This window comes from Phenylobacterium sp. (assembly GCF_030693625.1).
GTDB classification, from domain to species: domain Bacteria; phylum Pseudomonadota; class Alphaproteobacteria; order Caulobacterales; family Caulobacteraceae; genus Phenylobacterium; species Phenylobacterium ferrooxidans.
Genome location: NZ_JAUYAF010000004.1, coordinates 1 through 14758, shown reverse-complemented (window position 1 = coordinate 14758; position 14758 = coordinate 1). Strand labels below are relative to the sequence as shown.

The window sequence follows — 14758 nt, the reverse complement described above, 5'->3', positions numbered from 1 at the left end:
CTAGAGTATTTTCCGATAAGTGTGAAACGTTTATCGGATCGAAAAATGCTCTAACGTTTTGAATTAGAGCCCTTTTATCCGATCTGATTGAAGCAATCAGATCGGAAAGGGCTCTAGCGCGGGGCCATCCGGATCGCGCCGTCCAGGCGGACGTCCTCACCGTTGAAATAGCCGTTGGTGATCATGGTCAGCGCCAGTTGGGCGTAGTCGTCGGCCTGGCCCAGGCGCTTGGGGAAGGGCACGGAGTTGGCCAGGGCCTGCTTCACCGCTTCCGGGGCGCCGCGCATCAGCGGGGTGTCGAAGATGCCGGGCAGGATGGTGTTGACCCGGATACCTTCGCTGGCCAGATCGCGGGCGATGGGCAGGGTCATGCCGACCACGCCGCCCTTGGAAGCCGAATAGGCCGCCTGGCCCATCTGGCCGTCCTCGGCCGCCACCGAGGCGGTGTTGACGATGGCGCCGCGCTCGCCGTCCTCGAGGGGCTCCAGGTCCAGCATGCCCTTGGCCGACTTGGCGATGCAGCGGAAGGTGCCCACCAGGTTGATCTGGATGATCAGGTTGAAGGCGTCGAGGGGGAAGTGCTTGGTCTCGCCGGTGGCCTTGTCGCGGCCGGCGGTCTTGATGGCGTTGCCGGTGCCGGCGCAGTTGACGAGGATGCGCTCCTGGCCGTGGGCGGCGCGGGCCTTGGCGAAGGCCGCGTCGACCTCTTCCTCGGAGGTGACGTTGCACTTGCAGAAGATGCCGCCGACTTCTTTTGCGACTTCTTCGCCCTTGGCTTCGTTCATGTCGAAGATGGCGCACTTCACGCCCTGGGCCGCGAGTTGGCGGACCGTGGCTTCGCCGAGGCCCGAGGCGCCGCCGGTGACAACCGCGGCGATAGAGGAATTGAGTTTCATGGACGCGTCGCTCCCGGTTCTGTTTAGATCAGATCTTGTTTCCCCCGAGGCTTTAGCCCGATGAGCTCCAAGTCAAAAGCGTCACCCGACGTCAATGCCGACGGTTTCGACCCAAGGTCTGAGGTCGACCCCAAGCGCGCCCTGGTCCCGGCGGTGCAGAAGGTCAATGAGCAGCGGGTGGCGGAGGGCTTCTGGCCCAAGTTCCGCAAGGTGGCGGCCAAGATCCCCTTCGCCGACGACGCCCTGTCGGTCTGGTACTGCGCCCGCGACCCGGCGACCCCGAAGGCCGCCAAGGGCCTGATGATGGCGGCGCTGGCCTATTTCGTCCTGCCCACCGACGCGCTCCCCGATATCCTGGGCGTGATCGGCTTCACCGACGACGCGGCGGTCTTCGCCGCCATGATGGCGGTGGTGGGCAAGAACCTGAAGCCTCGGCACCGCGCGGCGGCCAAGGGTTTCCTGGAGCGGATGGGGCGGTAGGTCGCCCCGGTTCCCAATGACGACCTAGAGCATGATCGCTTGAGACGGAACCGCGCAGCGGTCCCGGCTCAGGCGTGAATCATGCTCTCGCTTATATCTGGAGCCTGATTCACCGCATCGGCGGAATCGCGAAGCGATTCCGCCTCAACGGATCAGGCTCTAGACGGGCTCCACCAGCGCCGCCGCGGCCATCTTGGCCTTGCTGGTCACGTGCTCGCGCCAGGTGATGAAGAGCGTGGAGACCACCACCACGGCCGCGCCGACGATGGTCCAGATCCCCGGGACCTCCTGGAACAGGGCGAAGCCGACGATCACCGTAAAGACCAGGCGGATATAGTCGATGGGGGCCATGGCGCCGGCGTCGCCGATGGACATGCCCTTGATGTAGCAGCCCTGGGTGATGGTCCCCAGCACGCCCATGGCCGCCAGCAGGGCCAGGTCGACAGGCTCTGGCCAACGCCAGGTCAGGAATGCGCCGGGCACGGCCAGCACCAGGCCGAGCGTCGCCGACCAGACCAGCAGCACCATGGGGGCATGATCGCGCGTCATCACCTTCATGCCGGTGATGGTGAGGGCGAAGAGGAAGGACGAGGCCAGCATGGCCATGGCCGGCAGGCCGATGACGAACTCATCGCCCCCGCCGGGGCGCAGCATGATGAGGACACCCAGGAAGCCGACGACGGCGGCCCCGATGCGCAGCGGACCGACCGGCTCGCGCACCACGAAGAAGGCCAGCGGCACCAGCCACAGGGTGCGGGTGAAGGATAGGGCGTTGGCGTCGGCCAGCGGCATCTTCTGGAAGGCGTAGAAGGACAGGATCATCCCCACCGTGCCGGCCGCCGAGCGGAAGATCAGGATGCCGGGCCGGGTGGTGGCGAAGGCCGCGCCGCGGTGCTTGAGGATCACCGGCAGCATGATCAGGAAGCCGAAGAACTGCCGGTAGAAGGTCTGCAGCGAGGCGGCGTAGTCGTCCCCCAGATACTTGATCAGGGTGGTCATGGCGGTGAAGCCAAGGGCCGAGGCCACCATCCACAGGGCGCCGTGCAGGTTGGGGGACAGGCCGGGCTTGGCCGGGGCGTCAGCGCTCACGAATCCACCCGGTGATGGAGAGCCGCTCCGCGCCCGCGAAGCTGGCGACCTGGGTCACCGCGTGCTGCTGGGGGACGCGGAAGATGTTCAGGGCGTTGAAGGTAGGCGTATAGGCCTCGCTGACATGGCCATCGGCGTCGTGGAAGGCCAGCAGTCCACCCCAGTCGGGCCGCCAGGCCGGCGTGAAGTTCAGCACCATGGCGTAGAGCCGCTTCTTGCCCGCCACGTCGTCGTCGTGGGCGGTGAGGAAGTCGCCGGGCCGGTAGCGGGTGGCCTGGGCGTCGGCATAGGCGCAGCGGGGGTCGCCGGTGAGGGTGCGGATGAAGGCCAGGAACCCCTCGCTGTTGATCAGATCATAGACCGCCTCGAGGGGCGCCAGGGCGCCGCCGGTGCGCTGGCCGGCCTCCATCAGGTCCGAGAGCCGCCAGGCGTCGAACTGATACTGGAAGCCGGTCTTGCCCCCCTCCAGGATCGCCGCCTCCAGCTCCGCCCGGCGCTCGGGCGGCATGGCGGCCAGGGTGTCGAGGGCGATGTCGTAGCTCTTTCCCGAGGCGGTCAGGGAGCGGTGGTAGGGCGCGGCGATCAGGGCCGCATGGATCGCCTGGGCGTCCCGGACTGGAAGGATGCCAGGCAGGTGCAGGCGGCCGAAGCGCTCAAAGGCCGGGCGCAGCCTGGCGGAGTCGAGGCCCCGGCTGAGTTGCAGCGCCCGGGCCAAGCCTCAGGCCGTCGCGCCGGGCAGGGCGTCGCCGAACAGGGCGGCGAAGGGCGAGCCCGCGGTGGCGTCCCAGGCATGGCGGCCGCCGACGGTGATGCCGCCGTCCACCACGATGTGGGTCCCCGAGACGAAGGCCGAGTCGTCGGAGGCCAGGTAGAGGGCGGCCTTGGCGATGTCCTCGGGCATGCCGGCCTTAGGCACCGGCTGCACCTTGGCGGCGTTGTCGGCGACGCGGGCGGCCATCTGGTCGGCCACCTCGCGGGGCAGGCCCAGCGAGGCGCCGAAGATCGAGGTGGCGATCAGGCCCGGGCAGATGGCGTTGACGCGGATCTTCTGCGGCGAGAGCTGGGCGGCGGCGGCGCGGCTCATGTGGATGACGCTGGCCTTGGCGCTGGAATAGGCGATGGGGCCCCAGCCGGCCTGCAGGCCGGCGATGGAGGCGGTGTTGATGATCGAGCCGCCGCCCCGCTCCAGCATCAGGGGCACGGCGTGCTTCATGCCCAGAGCCGGGCCGCGCACCAGGACGTCGAAGATCCAGCTCCAGCCGTCGGCGGTGATCTCGGCGATGGAGGTCATCCGGTCGGAGATGCCGGCGTTGTTGAACAGGATGTCGAGGCCGCCGAATTCGCTCTTGGCGAGCTTCAGGGCGGCCTCGATCTCGGCCTCCTGCGTCACGTCGCAGTGGGCGTAGGCGACCTTGCCGGGGAAACGCTTCTCCAGCATGGCGCCCTTTTCGTCCTGGATATCGGCGGCGACGACGGACGCGCCCTCGGACACGAACAGCTCCACCGTGCCCAGGCCGATGCCGGAGGCGGCCCCGGTGATCACCGCGACCTTGCCCTCAAGACGTCCCGCCATTGCGCTCTCCCCTTATATGATCGGCGATCACTAAAGCGCGGTGGTCGCCGCGTCGAGAGGCGCCGGCCTAGTCGACCGTCACCACGACCTTGCCCATGGCCTTGCGGCTGCCCAGGTGGGCGATGGCGTCGGCGCCCTTGGAGAGCGGGAAGCGCTCCGACACGTGGGGCTTCACCTTGCCCTGGGCATAGAGCTCCAGCAGCTCCTCCACCGACTTGGCGAACAGTTCCGGATTCTTGGTGGTCCAGGTGCCCCAGAAGACGCCGACGATGTCGCAGCCCTTGAGCAGGGTGAGGTTCAGCGGGATCTTCGGGATGTCGCCGGCGGCGAAACCGATCACCAGATAGCGGCCCTCCCAGGCGATGGAGCGCAGGGCGGGCTCGGCATAGTCACCGCCGACCGCGTCATAGATCACGTCGAAGCCGTTCTCGCCGCCGGCTTCCTTGAAGAGCGCGCCGAGCGCCTTCTGGCCGTCGCGGTCGAAGGGGCCGCGGCCATAGACGACGCCCGCGTCGGCGCCGTGCTTGATGGCCAGGTCGCATTTCTCCTGGGACGAGCAGGCGGCCACGACGCGGGCGCCCATGGCCTTGCCCAGCTCCACGGCCGACAGGCCGACGCCGCCGGCGGCGCCCAGGACCAGCATGGTGTCGCCGGCCTTCAGGTGACCGCGGTCCTTCAGGGCGTGATAGCTGGTGCCATAGGTGAGGATGAAGGCCGCCGCCACGTCGTGGGGCATGCTGTCGGGGATGTGCCACAGACGGTTGGCCGGCAGCAGGACCTCTTCGGCCAGGCCGCCCCAGCCGGTGTTGGCGAGAATCCGGTCGCCGACCTTCACATTGGTGACGCCTTCGCCGATCGCCTTGACCACGCCCGACAGTTCTCCGCCGGGGGAGAAGGGCCGGGGCGGCTTCATCTGGTACTTGTCCTCGATCATCAGCACGTCGGGGAAGTTGATCCCCACGGCCTTGGTGCTGATCACGGCGAAGCCGGGACGGACTTCCGGGGAGTCCACATCCTCGTAGGACAGGGTCTCAGGGCCCCCGGTGGTCTTGCTCAGCAGCGCCTTCATCATCGTCTCCCGGACATCGTTTTTCGAAAGTTGGCGGACGCTAGCGCAGCCCTTCCCTGGGCGGAAGTCCGGCGCCGAACATTTGTTTGACCCTGCGCGGCGATGGGCCGATTTGGCGTGGGAGGCGCCAGGCCCTATATTGGCGAGCTTCCAGCCAGCGAGTTCCTCCCCTTGGGCTTCACCCTCGACCTTTCGCGCGCCGCCTCGGTGGCGGCCGCTCCGACGAAGCCGAACCTCTGCGGCCTGACCCGCAAGGGCCTGGTGGAGACGCTGATCGCCGCCGACGTGGTCCCGGCGCCCAAGGCCAGGATGCGCGCCAACCAGATGTGGCGCTGGATCCACCACTATGGGGTCACCGACTTCGAGGCGATGACCGACATCGCCAAGGAGACCCGCGCGGTCTTGGCGCAGGCCTTCACCCTGACCCGGCCTGAGATCGTCGAGCGCCAGGTGTCCAAGGACGGCACCCGCAAGTGGCTGATCCGCATGGCGCCGGGCATCGAGGTGGAGACCGTCTACATCCCCGACGTTGGCCGGGCCGGGGCGCTGTGCGTCTCGTCCCAGGTGGGCTGCACCCTGAACTGCACCTTCTGCCACACCGGCACCCAGGCCCTGGTCCGCAACCTGACCGCCGCCGAGATCGTGGCCCAGGTTCAGGTGGCCCGCGACGACCTGGACGAATGGCCGTCTCCCAAGGAGGATCGCCGGCTCTCCAACATCGTCTTCATGGGCATGGGCGAGCCGCTCTACAATCTGGACAACGTCGCCGACGCCATCGACATCATCTCGGACGGCGAGGGCATCGCCATCTCGCGGCGGCGGATCACGGTCTCCACCTCGGGCGTGGTCCCGGAGCTGGAGGCGCTGGGGAACCGCACCCAGGCCATGCTGGCCATCTCCCTGCACGCCACCAACGATCCGCTGCGCGACGTGCTGGTGCCGCTCAACAAGAAGTACCCGATCGAACAGCTGATGGCTGGGATCCGCGCCTATCCGGGCCTGTCCAACGCCCGTCGGGTGACCTTCGAATATGTGATGCTCAAGGGCGTCAACGACAGTCCCGCCGAGGCCCTGGCCCTGGTGAAGCTGATGAAGGGCGTCCCGGCCAAGATCAACCTGATCCCCTTCAACCCCTGGCCGGGGACCGACTATGTCTGCTCCGACTGGGGGGCGATCGAGAAGTTCGCCGCCATCCTCAACCGGGCCGGCTTCGCCTCGCCGATCCGCACCCCGCGCGGGCGCGATATCCTGGCGGCCTGCGGTCAGCTGAAGAGCGAGAGCGAGAAGGTCCGCGCCAGCGCCCGGCGCAAGGCCGTGGCGGAGCCCGAGGTCCTGGACTCGCCCGCCGCCTGAACGGTTTTCGCCTCGCCGAAAAGTCCATGCTAACGATGGGGACCGCCAGTTCCTCGCCCAAGGATCCCGATGCCGCCAGAGCTCCAGTCGCCTGAGATCCAGGCCTTCGCCACCGGCTTTCCCATCACCCTGCTGCATGCGGGGCTGACGGTCCTGATCCTGTTCCTCGGCAGCGTCCTCTACGTGCTGCTGACCCCACACCGCGAGATCGCCCTGATCCGCGAGGGGAACTCGGCCGCAGCCCTCTCGCTTGGGGGGGTCATGATCGGCCTGTCCATCCCGCTGGCGGTGTCGCTGACGGCCTCCACATCGCTGATCGAGATCGGCATCTGGGGCGCCTCGACGGTGGTGGTGCAACTGCTGATCTTCCGCCTGGTGGACATGCTGCTGCGCGGCCTGCCCCAGCGAATCCAGGAAGGCGAGATCTCCGCCGCCGCCCTGCTGGTGGGCGCCAAGCTCGCCACCGCCTTGATCCTCGCCGCCGCCGTGGCGGGCTGAGGGGGCCATGCTCTTCCCCAAGCTGCCGGACTGGCTGGTCTATGCGGCTGTGGTGCTGGCGCTGCTGATCGCCGCGGTCGGCCGGCAGGAGCGCGCCGACGCCCCGCCGCCGCCGCCGCCGGTGCCCGGGGAAGAGGGCGTGCCGCTGGGGCCCGCCTCGCCGTTTGATCCCTCCATCGTGGTGGACGTCCCCGCCCAGGCTGAGCCGGGGCTGGGGACCGCCTTTTCCGTGGCCGAGCGCGGGGTCTGGGTCACCGCCCGCCACGTGGTGGACGGCTGCACCCAGGCCGCCATCGTGGTGGCCGAGGGCCGCGGCGTGGCCGCCAAGGTCCGCATCGACCAGCGGGGCGAGGCCGCGATCCTGACCACCGAGGGCGGGGCGCCGCCGCTGCCCCTGGGCCTCGACCAGAAGCTGCGCCGGGGCGACCGCGCCTATCATCCGGGCTTCCCCCAGGGCCAGTCCGGCGAGGCCACCTCGCGGCTGCTGGGGCGTGAGAACCTGGTGGTGCGGGGCCGGGGCGCCCGCACCGAGCCGGTGCTGGTCTGGGCCGAGACCGGTCGCACCGACGGTTTGAAGGGCACGCTGGCTGGCCTGTCGGGCGCGCCGGCCCTCGACAGCGCGGGCCGGGTGATCGGGGTGACCGTGGCCGAGGCCCCCCGCCGGGGCCGCATCTACACCACCGCGCCTGAGACGCTTGGCGCGGCCATGTCCGAGGCCCACGAACGTCCCGCCAGCTTCGCGGTCGGCGAGAGCGTCACCACCGACAACTACGGCCGCGTCGCCGACGCCCTGCGCCGCGACCTGCGGGTGGCCCAGGTGATCTGTCTGTCGACGAACTAGGCCGGTTCGGGTTCGGGTTCGGGGTCGGCCTCTGTCCCGCCGGCCGGCATGTCGGCGGTCCGCGCCGCGACGATGAAGACCAGGATGATCCCCAGCACGCCCAGCAGGGCGGAATAGACGAAGAACACCACATAGCCGGAGCCGAGGGCGGCGGGCGTCACGCCGGACTTCTCCATGGCGCTGGCGAAGGTCTCCGGCGGCAGGCCGGTGAACAGGCCCTTGAGCCCCGCGAACATGCCGCCCTGGTCGGCGGCCTTGGCCGAGCCCTCCACCACCTTGCCCGACTGGGACGCCACCAGCTTTCCCAGCAGGGCGTAGAAGGACGAGAACATGGCGTACTGGGTGGCGGTGAAGCCGGCGCCCGTCAGGCTGGACATGTAGGCGATCAGGCAGGTGCCGGCGAAGCCCGAGGCGATGTTGTCCACCCCGATGGCGACGCTGAGCGCCCAGAGGTTGGGGCCCTGGAAGGCCAGCCAGGCGAAGACCAGGTTGGAGATGGGGCCAGCGAAGGCGCCGATCACCATGGAGCGCATGAGGCCCAGGCGTGCGACGCAGAAGCCGCCGAGGCCCACCCCGATCACCGACATCACCACGCCCAGCACCTTGCGGACCTCGGCGATCTGCAGCTTGTCGAAGCCAAGGTCGATGTAGAACGGGTTCATGATGTTGAGCACGAAGTCGCTCAGGCGGTAGACGCAGATCAGGGCCAGGATCAGCCCCGCCACGTCGCCGTAGCGGCGGAAGAAGTCGATGAAGGGCGCCCCCAGCGCCGTTGACAGGTAGCGGCCGGGTCTGGTCGGCGCGCCGGGGATCGGCAGGGCGGCCACCACGATCAGGGCCACGCCGGTGAGGATGCCGCCGACCTGCGCGAACACCCCGAAGGGCTTGGCTTCCCAGGCCGCCTTGATGGCGTCGCCCAGTTGGGGCTGGCCGATGGCGGTGGTGACCGATTGCAGAACGGTGGCGTTGCCCGCCAGGCCCGAGCCGAAGATCAGGGCGCCCAGCAGGACGATGGCCAGGCGAATGACCCACTCGATCCCGTCGCGCCACGGAACCCCCGCGACGCCCTGGAAGTCGATATCCCGCAGGATGTGCTTGGCCTCGCGCGGCGCCCCCAGCACGCCTGCGACCCCCACCACCATCAGGCCGGCCATCAGGGCGTAGGATAGGCTCCAGCCCACCACGTCGGACATGGCCAGCGGAACGACGCCGGCCACGATCATGGCGATGCGGTAGCCCCACTGGTAGGCGGCCGCCATGGCGCCTTGCTTCTCGGTGTCGGCCGCCTCGATGCGCCAGGCGTCGATGACGATGTCCTGGGTGGCCGAGGTGAAGCCCACGAACACCGCGAAGGCGGCCATCAGGCCGAGGCTGGTCTTGGGATCCACCCCAGAGATCAGCCACAGGCCCAGCATGATCAGGGCCTGGCAGACCAGCATCCAGGAGCGGCGGTGGCCAAGCCACTGGGTCAGGCCCGGTATGGCCGCCCGGTCGATCATCGGGGCCCAGAGCAGCTTGAGAGAATAGGCGAGCGTCGCCAGGCTGAAGAAGGCGATCACCTCCAGGCTCAGCCCGGCGTCACGGAGCCAGGCCGACAGGGTGTCGAAGATCAGCAGGTTGGGCAGGCCGGACGCGAAGCCCAGGGCCAGCATGACCAGGGCGCGGCGCTCGCCATAGACCTTGATGGCGCTCCAGGCGCTGCGCTTCGGCGCGGCTTCGATGGTCATGGCGGCCTCCCCCGGATCGTCGTCGGGGCAGGCCCCGACCTAGCCGACCTTGGCGCGGTCCGGGGTTTCCGTCCAGCCGCCGCGGGTCAGCCTGGCCAGGATCCCGCGCAGGGCGTCCGGGGCCAGCGGCTTGACCAGGAAGTCGTTCATCCCCGCCGCCAGGCAGGCGTGACGATCGTCCTCGAAGGCGTTGGCGGTGAGGGCCACCACCGGGGTGTCGAGGCCCGACGCGCGAAGGGCTCGCGTGGCGTCGAGGCCCGACATGCCGGGCATGCGCATGTCCATCAGGATCAGGTCGTAGCGGCCGACCTTGAGAGCGGCCATGGCGTCCTCGCCGCCGCCGGCATGGTCGACCTTGCAGCCCTCGCGGGCCAGCAGGGTCCGGGCCAGCAGGGCGTTGATGGCGTTGTCCTCCACCAGCAGCACCCGCGCGCCGGGCGCGATGGCCGGCGCGATCCGTTCGTCCTCGACGGCGTCGGCGCGCTGGGCGCCTTCGCCCAGGACGGCCAGGACCCGCTCGGCCAGGGAGGCGCGGCGCAGGGGCTTGATCAGGTAGCCGGCGAAGCCCTGGGCCCGGTAGGTCTCGATGCGGGCCCGTTCGTTCGGCGGCAGCAGGATGATGGCGGGGCGGGAGTCCGGCGGGCAGGAGGGGGCCAGGGCGTGGTCCACCAGCAGGACCTGGGCCTGCTTGCCCTCGCCAATGACCGCCTTGCCGCCGGCGGCCGCGATCTGGCGGCGCGCGGCCTCGGCGACCACCGGGTTGGGGGAGAGCACGCCCACCGTCCGGCCGGCCAGGGGCGCCTCGCCGAGCGCCGTGATGCGGGGGAAGGCCGCCTCGAACCAGAACAGCGCGCCGCCGCCGGGGGCGTCTTCCACGCCCACCTCGCCGTCCATGGCCGCGGCCAGCTTGCGGGCGATGGCCAGGCCCAAGCCCGCGCCGCCCAGCTGGGCGCCGTCATAGGAGGGGTCGGCCTGGGCGAAGGCCTCGAAGATCTTCTCCCGCGCCGCCTGGGTGACCCCGGGGCCGGTGTCGGAGACGCTGAAGCGCAGGCGCGAGCCGTCGCGCTCGGTGACGCTCAGCAGGACCCCGCCGGTCTCGGTGAACTTCACGGCGTTGCCGGCGAAGTTGAGCAGGATCTGGCGCAGACGGCCCTCGTCGGCCAGAGCCTGGCCGATGCCGGGAGGGGCGGCCCAGGCGACCTCGAGGCCCTTTTCCTGGGCGCGCGGCGAGAGCAGTTCGCTCACCGAGCGCAGCAGGCCCTCCACGTCCATGGTGGCCGGATGCAGTTCGATCTTGTCGGCGCCCAGCTTGGCGAAGTCGAGCACGTCATTGACCAGGGCCAGAAGGTGTTCGCCGGAGTCCCGCAGGGCGGCGACATAGGCCCGCTGTTCGGCCGTGAGGCCGGTGCCCTCCAGCAGGCGCGCCATCCCCAGCACTCCGTTCAGCGGGGTGCGGAACTCGTGGCTGAGCGAGGCGAGTTGCTCGGCGCTGACGCGGGCGTCGGGGGCGGGGGTGGTCGGGGTTTTGCGGGCCATGGAAGCAGCCTAGCCCGCGCGGCTTAACGGGCGGTCAAGCGCCCGCCCCGCCCCGCGCGACGGATGCAACTTTCTGGCGTAGCGAACGGCGGTATGTGAGTTGGCCGCCCGCAGGCCGCAAATGACTGATCGATAAGCGAAACTGGCGCATCTGCACCGTTACGGCTGGACGCAGGTTCGGGCCCGCTCTTAACTATCCACCTTATGGGCGAGCACTGGAAATGACCGAGGACCCCGTCGAACTCCTCACGCCGCGCGAGCGGGAATGTCTTCGCCTGGTGGACCGACATCTGAGTTCCAAGCAGATCGCCCGTGAACTGGGCATGTCCAAGACCTCCGTCGACACCTATTGCGACCGCGCGCGGCGCAAGCTGGGGGTCGATGACCGCTACACCGCCGCGCGGCGCCTGGTCGACCACGACCGCGGTGTCCTGATCGCGTCAGGACACGATCCGATCAGGACAGACAGCCGACCTCCCGCAGCGCCTTCTCGGGGCGACAGGGGAGGACAGGCCGATGGCCGACTGGATGAAAGCATTGCTCGAGGTGGACCCGTCCCAGCCGGACTGGGAAGGCCAGGAGCAGAGGGCGGCGGTGAACCGGGTGACGCGGTTGGGCCAGGAGGTGCAGGCCTTCGAGGCCCGCTGGCCGGCGCTGGAGGACGAGGCGTATCCGACCCCGAGCTTCACCTGGAGCCAGCTGGAGCGGCAGCTCGCCGATCTGGCGGGCTGTCCGGTCAAGGCGGGGATGGCTCGCGACCTGGTCTCGGCCACCCGCAAGATGTCGCGCTTCAAGCCCCCGGAAATGGTCCTGCGGGAAATCCTCTGCATGACCTGGGCGCTCTTGGACGAGGGCTTTCAGCCTCCGCCGGAGGGATCGGCCGAAATGCCCTGACCCCCGCCGTCCGACTGGGGCTGATCGGCCTGATCGCCATCATCACCGCGCTGGCCTTCGGGGGCATGCTGGCCGGCCTCCGCGCCCTGCAAGACCTCGCCTAGCTAACCCCCAAACCCCATTCGTTTTAGCAGCACCGCGCCGGGTCGCCCGGCGTGCAGGAGATCCCTCATGCTCAAGCAACGCCGTCTGGTGGCCGACCAGGTCGCCGCCAGCCTCTTCGAAGCCGAAGCCGCCATTGACCTCGCCCTGGCCAAGGCCGCCGCCTTGGCCGGCATCATGCCGGGCCTGCGCTCCGAAGCCGGCATCTCGGCCCTGATCGGCCAGGGCGCCGTGGAGCGGGCCAGTGAGGCCCTCGCCGCCCTGGCGACGGCGCGGCGCGCCATCTGCGAGACCCACATGGAACTCAGCCTCGCCCAGAAGCAGATGGGCCTGGGCGCCGTGATGTACGGCGACTCCCTGCCCAAGCCGCAGATGGCGGGCGACGCCGCCCCGACCCTGCGCGCCGTGGCCCGGGCCGCGCGCGCCGCCTGAACACACCGCTACAAGCCAAGGCCGACTTCTGCCAAGGTCGGGCCCTCAGTCGCTGGGGGCCCGACGCCTTTGGTCTTCGCCACCCTCGCGCAGCAGACCTGGATCGCCCTGATGCTGCTGGTCTCCGGTTTCGCCCTGTGGCGGGGCAAGGGGCCTGAGCGGGCCATCGCCCTGGCCAACCTGGCGGCCTGGATCCTGACTCCGCTCGCCTACCGCAACAGTCTGATGGACCCCCAGTGGGGGGTCTTCATCGTGGACGGGATGTTCATGCTGCTGCTGGTCTGGTTCGCGGCCACCACCGACCGAAACTGGCTGTTGTTCGCCGCGGCCTTCCAGCTGCTGGCGGTGATCACCCACGTCGCCATCGCCGTCGATCCCGGGGTCCGCACCCTGGCCTATTTCCGGGGCCTGGTGATCTGGAGCTATTTGGTGCTGGGGGCGCTGGCCGTCGGCGCCTGGAACATGCACCGCGAACGGTTAGCCCACCGGGCTTAGGCCGCCCGCGCCGACCCGCCGATAGATCAGCGCCTCGGCGACGTGCACCCGCTTGATCGGCCCGGCCCCCTCCAGGTCGGCGATGGTGCGGGCCAGCCGCAGGGTGCGCGTCCAGCCCCGCGCGGTCAGGCCATTGGCCTCGGCGGCCCTGGCCAGCAGGGCCTTGGCCTGCGGATCAAGCTCGGCGATGGTCTCCAGCCATTCCCCCTCCGCCCGGGCGTTGACCGGGGCGGCGTGCTCATGGCCCGACGTCGTCGCGCGCTCGGCGGCCAGGTCGCGAGCCTGGGCCACGCGGGCGGCGGCCTCGGCGGTGCCTTCGGTGGGCGCGGGCAGGGCGAGATCGGCGGCGCTGACCGGGGGCACGTCGATCTGCAGGTCGATGCGGTCGAGGAAGGGGCCCGAGACCTTCATCTGATAGTCGGTCTGACAGCGAGGCGCGCGGCCGCAGGCGCCGCGTCCAGGCCCGCCATGGCCGCACTTGCAGGGGTTCTGGGCGGCCACCAGCTGGAAGCGAGCCGGATAGCGCACGTGGGCGTTGGCGCGGGCCACCACCACCTCGCCGGTTTCGAGGGGTTGCCGGAGGGAGTCCAGGGCCTGGGCCGAGAACTCCGGCAGTTCGTCCAGGAACAGCACGCCGTTGTGGGCCAGCGACACCTCGCCCGGCTTCACCCGGACGCCGCCGCCAGTCAGGGCCGCCATGGTGGCGGAGTGGTGCGGGGTCCGAAACGGGCGCGCTCGGGTCAGTTCGCCCTTGGCGATCAAGCCGGCCACCGAGTGGATCATCGAGGTCTCCAGCAGCTCGGCGGGCGAGAGCGGGGGCAGGAGGCCAGGCAGGCGGGCGGCCATCATCGATTTGCCCGAGCCGGGAGGTCCGGTGAACAACAGGTTGTGGCCCCCCGCCGCGGCGATCTCCAGGGCGCGCTTGGCGTTCTCCTGGCCCTTGACGTCCTTCAGGTCCGGAACCCGTTCGCCGTCCAGGATGGCGCCCGGCTTGGGCGGCCCCAGCATCTGGGTTCCGCGGAAGTGGTTCACCAGCGAGATCAGAGAGGGGGCGGCCAGGACCTGGGTGTCTCCGGCCCAGGCGGCTTCGGCCCCGCAGGCCTCCGGACAGATGAGGCCCAGGCCCAGGGCCCCGGCCGCCACCGAGGCGGGCAGGGCGCCGGCCACCTGGACGATGCGGCCATCGAGGGAGCGCTCCCCCATTGCCGCCCACTCGGTCAGCCGGTCGGGGGGAATGATGCCCATGGCGGCCATGACGGCCAGGGCGATGGGCAGGTCGTAGTGGCTGCCCTCCTTGGGCAGGTCGGCCGGCGCCAGGTTGACGATGATCCGCTTGCCCGGCAGCGCCAGGCCAAGGCCGGAGAAGGCCGCCCGCACCCGTTCGCGGCTTTCGCCCACCGCCTTGTCGCCCAGGCCGACGACGATGAAGGCGAACTCGCCGCCGGTGAGCTGCACCTCGACATCGACGCGCCGCGCCTCAACCCCTTGAAACGCCAGCGTGACGACCCGTGCTGCCATGGCTCACGTCCCCGGTTTGAGCATGTTTTATCCACAACCCCATCACGCCGCGCGGGTCGGATCAAGAACAAAAAAGGAACCTATGGAGAAGATGAGGGGTTTCCGTGGCCTAGATGTCGAAGCTATGAAGGTTGTTCACCCGGGATCGGGTTGAGAGAGTGGGGTTGCGAAGCTCCAACCTCTAACCGGGAGACCCCGGATGAACGTCCATAAGAATGCCCGTCTGACGCCGTCGGGTCGAGCCTTGCTGGCCGA

Annotated in this window: 15 protein-coding genes and 1 pseudogene; 8 read left to right on the top strand and 8 right to left on the bottom strand. The window is 69.6% G+C overall.

The features are described from left to right. Positions 1 to 113 precede the first annotated feature (113 nt). Positions 114 to 896: an SDR family NAD(P)-dependent oxidoreductase gene (locus Q8N10_RS00575; RefSeq protein WP_293497509.1), complete on the bottom strand. Its 783-nt coding sequence runs from the start codon at positions 894 to 896 to the stop codon at positions 114 to 116. Positions 897 to 956: 60 nt separating this feature from the next. Here Q8N10_RS00575 and Q8N10_RS00570 point away from each other — a divergent pair, with 60 nt between their 5' ends. Beyond that, positions 957 to 1376: a YkvA family protein gene (locus Q8N10_RS00570; protein WP_304775688.1), complete on the top strand. Its 420-nt coding sequence runs from the start codon at positions 957 to 959 to the stop codon at positions 1374 to 1376. A gap of 159 nt (positions 1377 to 1535) precedes the next feature. Here Q8N10_RS00570 and Q8N10_RS00565 read toward each other — a convergent pair whose 3' ends face one another. From Q8N10_RS00565 to Q8N10_RS00550, 4 genes are all read right to left on the bottom strand, one after another. Then, positions 1536 to 2405 (bottom strand): DMT family transporter, encoded by an 870-nt coding sequence (locus Q8N10_RS00565; protein WP_304775710.1) that lies wholly within the window; start codon positions 2403 to 2405, stop codon positions 1536 to 1538. 49 nt (positions 2406 to 2454) lie between these two features. After that, positions 2455 to 3180 carry a 2OG-Fe(II) oxygenase family protein gene (locus tag Q8N10_RS00560; RefSeq protein ID WP_304775686.1) on the bottom strand — a complete coding sequence of 242 codons (726 nt, stop codon included), beginning with the start codon at positions 3178 to 3180 and terminating at the stop codon, positions 2455 to 2457. Positions 3181 to 3183: 3 nt separating this feature from the next. Continuing rightward, positions 3184 to 4038: an SDR family NAD(P)-dependent oxidoreductase gene (locus Q8N10_RS00555; RefSeq protein ID WP_304775684.1), complete on the bottom strand. Its 855-nt coding sequence runs from the start codon at positions 4036 to 4038 to the stop codon at positions 3184 to 3186. A 67-nt stretch (positions 4039 to 4105) separates the two neighbouring features. Beyond that, the gene (locus tag Q8N10_RS00550; RefSeq protein ID WP_304775681.1) at positions 4106 to 5107 is read right to left on the bottom strand and encodes an NADPH:quinone oxidoreductase family protein; all 1002 of its coding nucleotides are present in this window, start codon (positions 5105 to 5107) and stop codon (positions 4106 to 4108) included. Positions 5108 to 5278: 171 nt separating this feature from the next. Between Q8N10_RS00550 and rlmN the strand changes: the two genes are divergently transcribed. The 3 genes from rlmN to Q8N10_RS00535 all read left to right on the top strand — a co-directional run bounded on the left by rlmN (position 5279) and on the right by Q8N10_RS00535 (position 7799). Beyond that, entirely contained in the window at positions 5279 to 6460 is a 1182-nt protein-coding gene (rlmN, locus tag Q8N10_RS00545) for a 23S rRNA (adenine(2503)-C(2))-methyltransferase RlmN (protein WP_304775708.1), read from the top strand. A 69-nt stretch (positions 6461 to 6529) separates the two neighbouring features. Continuing rightward, entirely contained in the window at positions 6530 to 6958 is a 429-nt protein-coding gene (locus Q8N10_RS00540; RefSeq protein WP_304775679.1) for a DUF350 domain-containing protein, read from the top strand. Between the two features lie 7 nt (positions 6959 to 6965). After that, entirely contained in the window at positions 6966 to 7799 is an 834-nt protein-coding gene (locus Q8N10_RS00535) for a serine protease (protein ID WP_304775677.1), read from the top strand. Here the strand turns inward: Q8N10_RS00535 and Q8N10_RS00530 are convergent. Beyond that, positions 7796 to 9526 carry an MFS transporter gene (locus tag Q8N10_RS00530; protein WP_304775675.1) on the bottom strand — a complete coding sequence of 577 codons (1731 nt, stop codon included), beginning with the start codon at positions 9524 to 9526 and terminating at the stop codon, positions 7796 to 7798. The two genes, Q8N10_RS00535 and Q8N10_RS00530, sit on opposite strands and share 4 nt — an antisense overlap. Before the next feature lie 39 nt (positions 9527 to 9565). Further along, the gene (locus tag Q8N10_RS00525) at positions 9566 to 11062 is read right to left on the bottom strand and encodes a response regulator (protein WP_304775674.1); all 1497 of its coding nucleotides are present in this window, start codon (positions 11060 to 11062) and stop codon (positions 9566 to 9568) included. Between the two features lie 221 nt (positions 11063 to 11283). On the opposite strand from Q8N10_RS00525, the pseudogene Q8N10_RS20985 reads away from it, so the two are divergent. The 4 genes and pseudogenes from Q8N10_RS20985 to Q8N10_RS00510 all read left to right on the top strand — a co-directional run. Beyond that, a pseudogene (locus Q8N10_RS20985) lies at positions 11284 to 11454 on the top strand (response regulator transcription factor); the annotation flags it as partial. 124 nt (positions 11455 to 11578) lie between these two features. Beyond that, positions 11579 to 11956 carry a hypothetical protein gene (locus tag Q8N10_RS00520; protein ID WP_304775672.1) on the top strand — a complete coding sequence of 126 codons (378 nt, stop codon included), beginning with the start codon at positions 11579 to 11581 and terminating at the stop codon, positions 11954 to 11956. A 171-nt stretch (positions 11957 to 12127) separates the two neighbouring features. Beyond that, on the top strand, positions 12128 to 12490 hold the full coding sequence (locus tag Q8N10_RS00515; RefSeq protein ID WP_304775671.1) for a hypothetical protein: 363 nt from the start codon (positions 12128 to 12130) through the stop codon (positions 12488 to 12490). Positions 12491 to 12559: 69 nt separating this feature from the next. Continuing rightward, positions 12560 to 12985, top strand: a complete 426-nt coding sequence (locus Q8N10_RS00510) for a hypothetical protein (RefSeq protein WP_304775668.1) — start codon at positions 12560 to 12562, stop codon at positions 12983 to 12985. Here Q8N10_RS00510 and Q8N10_RS00505 read toward each other — a convergent pair. Then, positions 12968 to 14503, bottom strand: coding sequence for a YifB family Mg chelatase-like AAA ATPase (locus tag Q8N10_RS00505; RefSeq protein WP_304775665.1), 1536 nt, complete (start codon positions 14501 to 14503; stop codon positions 12968 to 12970). The genes Q8N10_RS00510 and Q8N10_RS00505 overlap by 18 nt on opposite strands. Positions 14504 to 14758: the final 255 nt, after the last annotated feature.

Bases quoted from the DNA above. Each gene is read 5' to 3' on its own strand.
- Q8N10_RS00575 (WP_293497509.1), bottom strand. From the start codon at position 896: ATGAAACTCAATTCCTCTATCGCCGCGGTTGTCACCGGCGGCGCCTCG.
- Q8N10_RS00570 (WP_304775688.1), top strand. From the start codon at position 957: ATGAGCTCCAAGTCAAAAGCGTCACCCGACGTCAATGCCGACGGTTTC.
- Q8N10_RS00565 (WP_304775710.1), bottom strand. From the start codon at position 2,405: ATGGTGGCCTCGGCCCTTGGCTTCACCGCCATGACCACCCTGATCAAG.
- Q8N10_RS00555 (WP_304775684.1), bottom strand. From the start codon at position 4,038: ATGGCGGGACGTCTTGAGGGCAAGGTCGCGGTGATCACCGGGGCCGCC.
- Q8N10_RS00550 (WP_304775681.1), bottom strand. From the start codon at position 5,107: ATGAAGGCGCTGCTGAGCAAGACCACCGGGGGCCCTGAGACCCTGTCC.
- Q8N10_RS00540 (WP_304775679.1), top strand. From the start codon at position 6,530: ATGCCGCCAGAGCTCCAGTCGCCTGAGATCCAGGCCTTCGCCACCGGC.
- Q8N10_RS00535 (WP_304775677.1), top strand. From the start codon at position 6,966: ATGCTCTTCCCCAAGCTGCCGGACTGGCTGGTCTATGCGGCTGTGGTG.
- Q8N10_RS00530 (WP_304775675.1), bottom strand. From the start codon at position 9,526: ATGACCATCGAAGCCGCGCCGAAGCGCAGCGCCTGGAGCGCCATCAAG.
- Q8N10_RS00525 (WP_304775674.1), bottom strand. From the start codon at position 11,062: ATGGCCCGCAAAACCCCGACCACCCCCGCCCCCGACGCCCGCGTCAGC.
- Q8N10_RS00520 (WP_304775672.1), top strand. From the start codon at position 11,579: ATGGCCGACTGGATGAAAGCATTGCTCGAGGTGGACCCGTCCCAGCCG.
- Q8N10_RS00515 (WP_304775671.1), top strand. From the start codon at position 12,128: ATGCTCAAGCAACGCCGTCTGGTGGCCGACCAGGTCGCCGCCAGCCTC.
- Q8N10_RS00505 (WP_304775665.1), bottom strand. From the start codon at position 14,503: ATGGCAGCACGGGTCGTCACGCTGGCGTTTCAAGGGGTTGAGGCGCGG.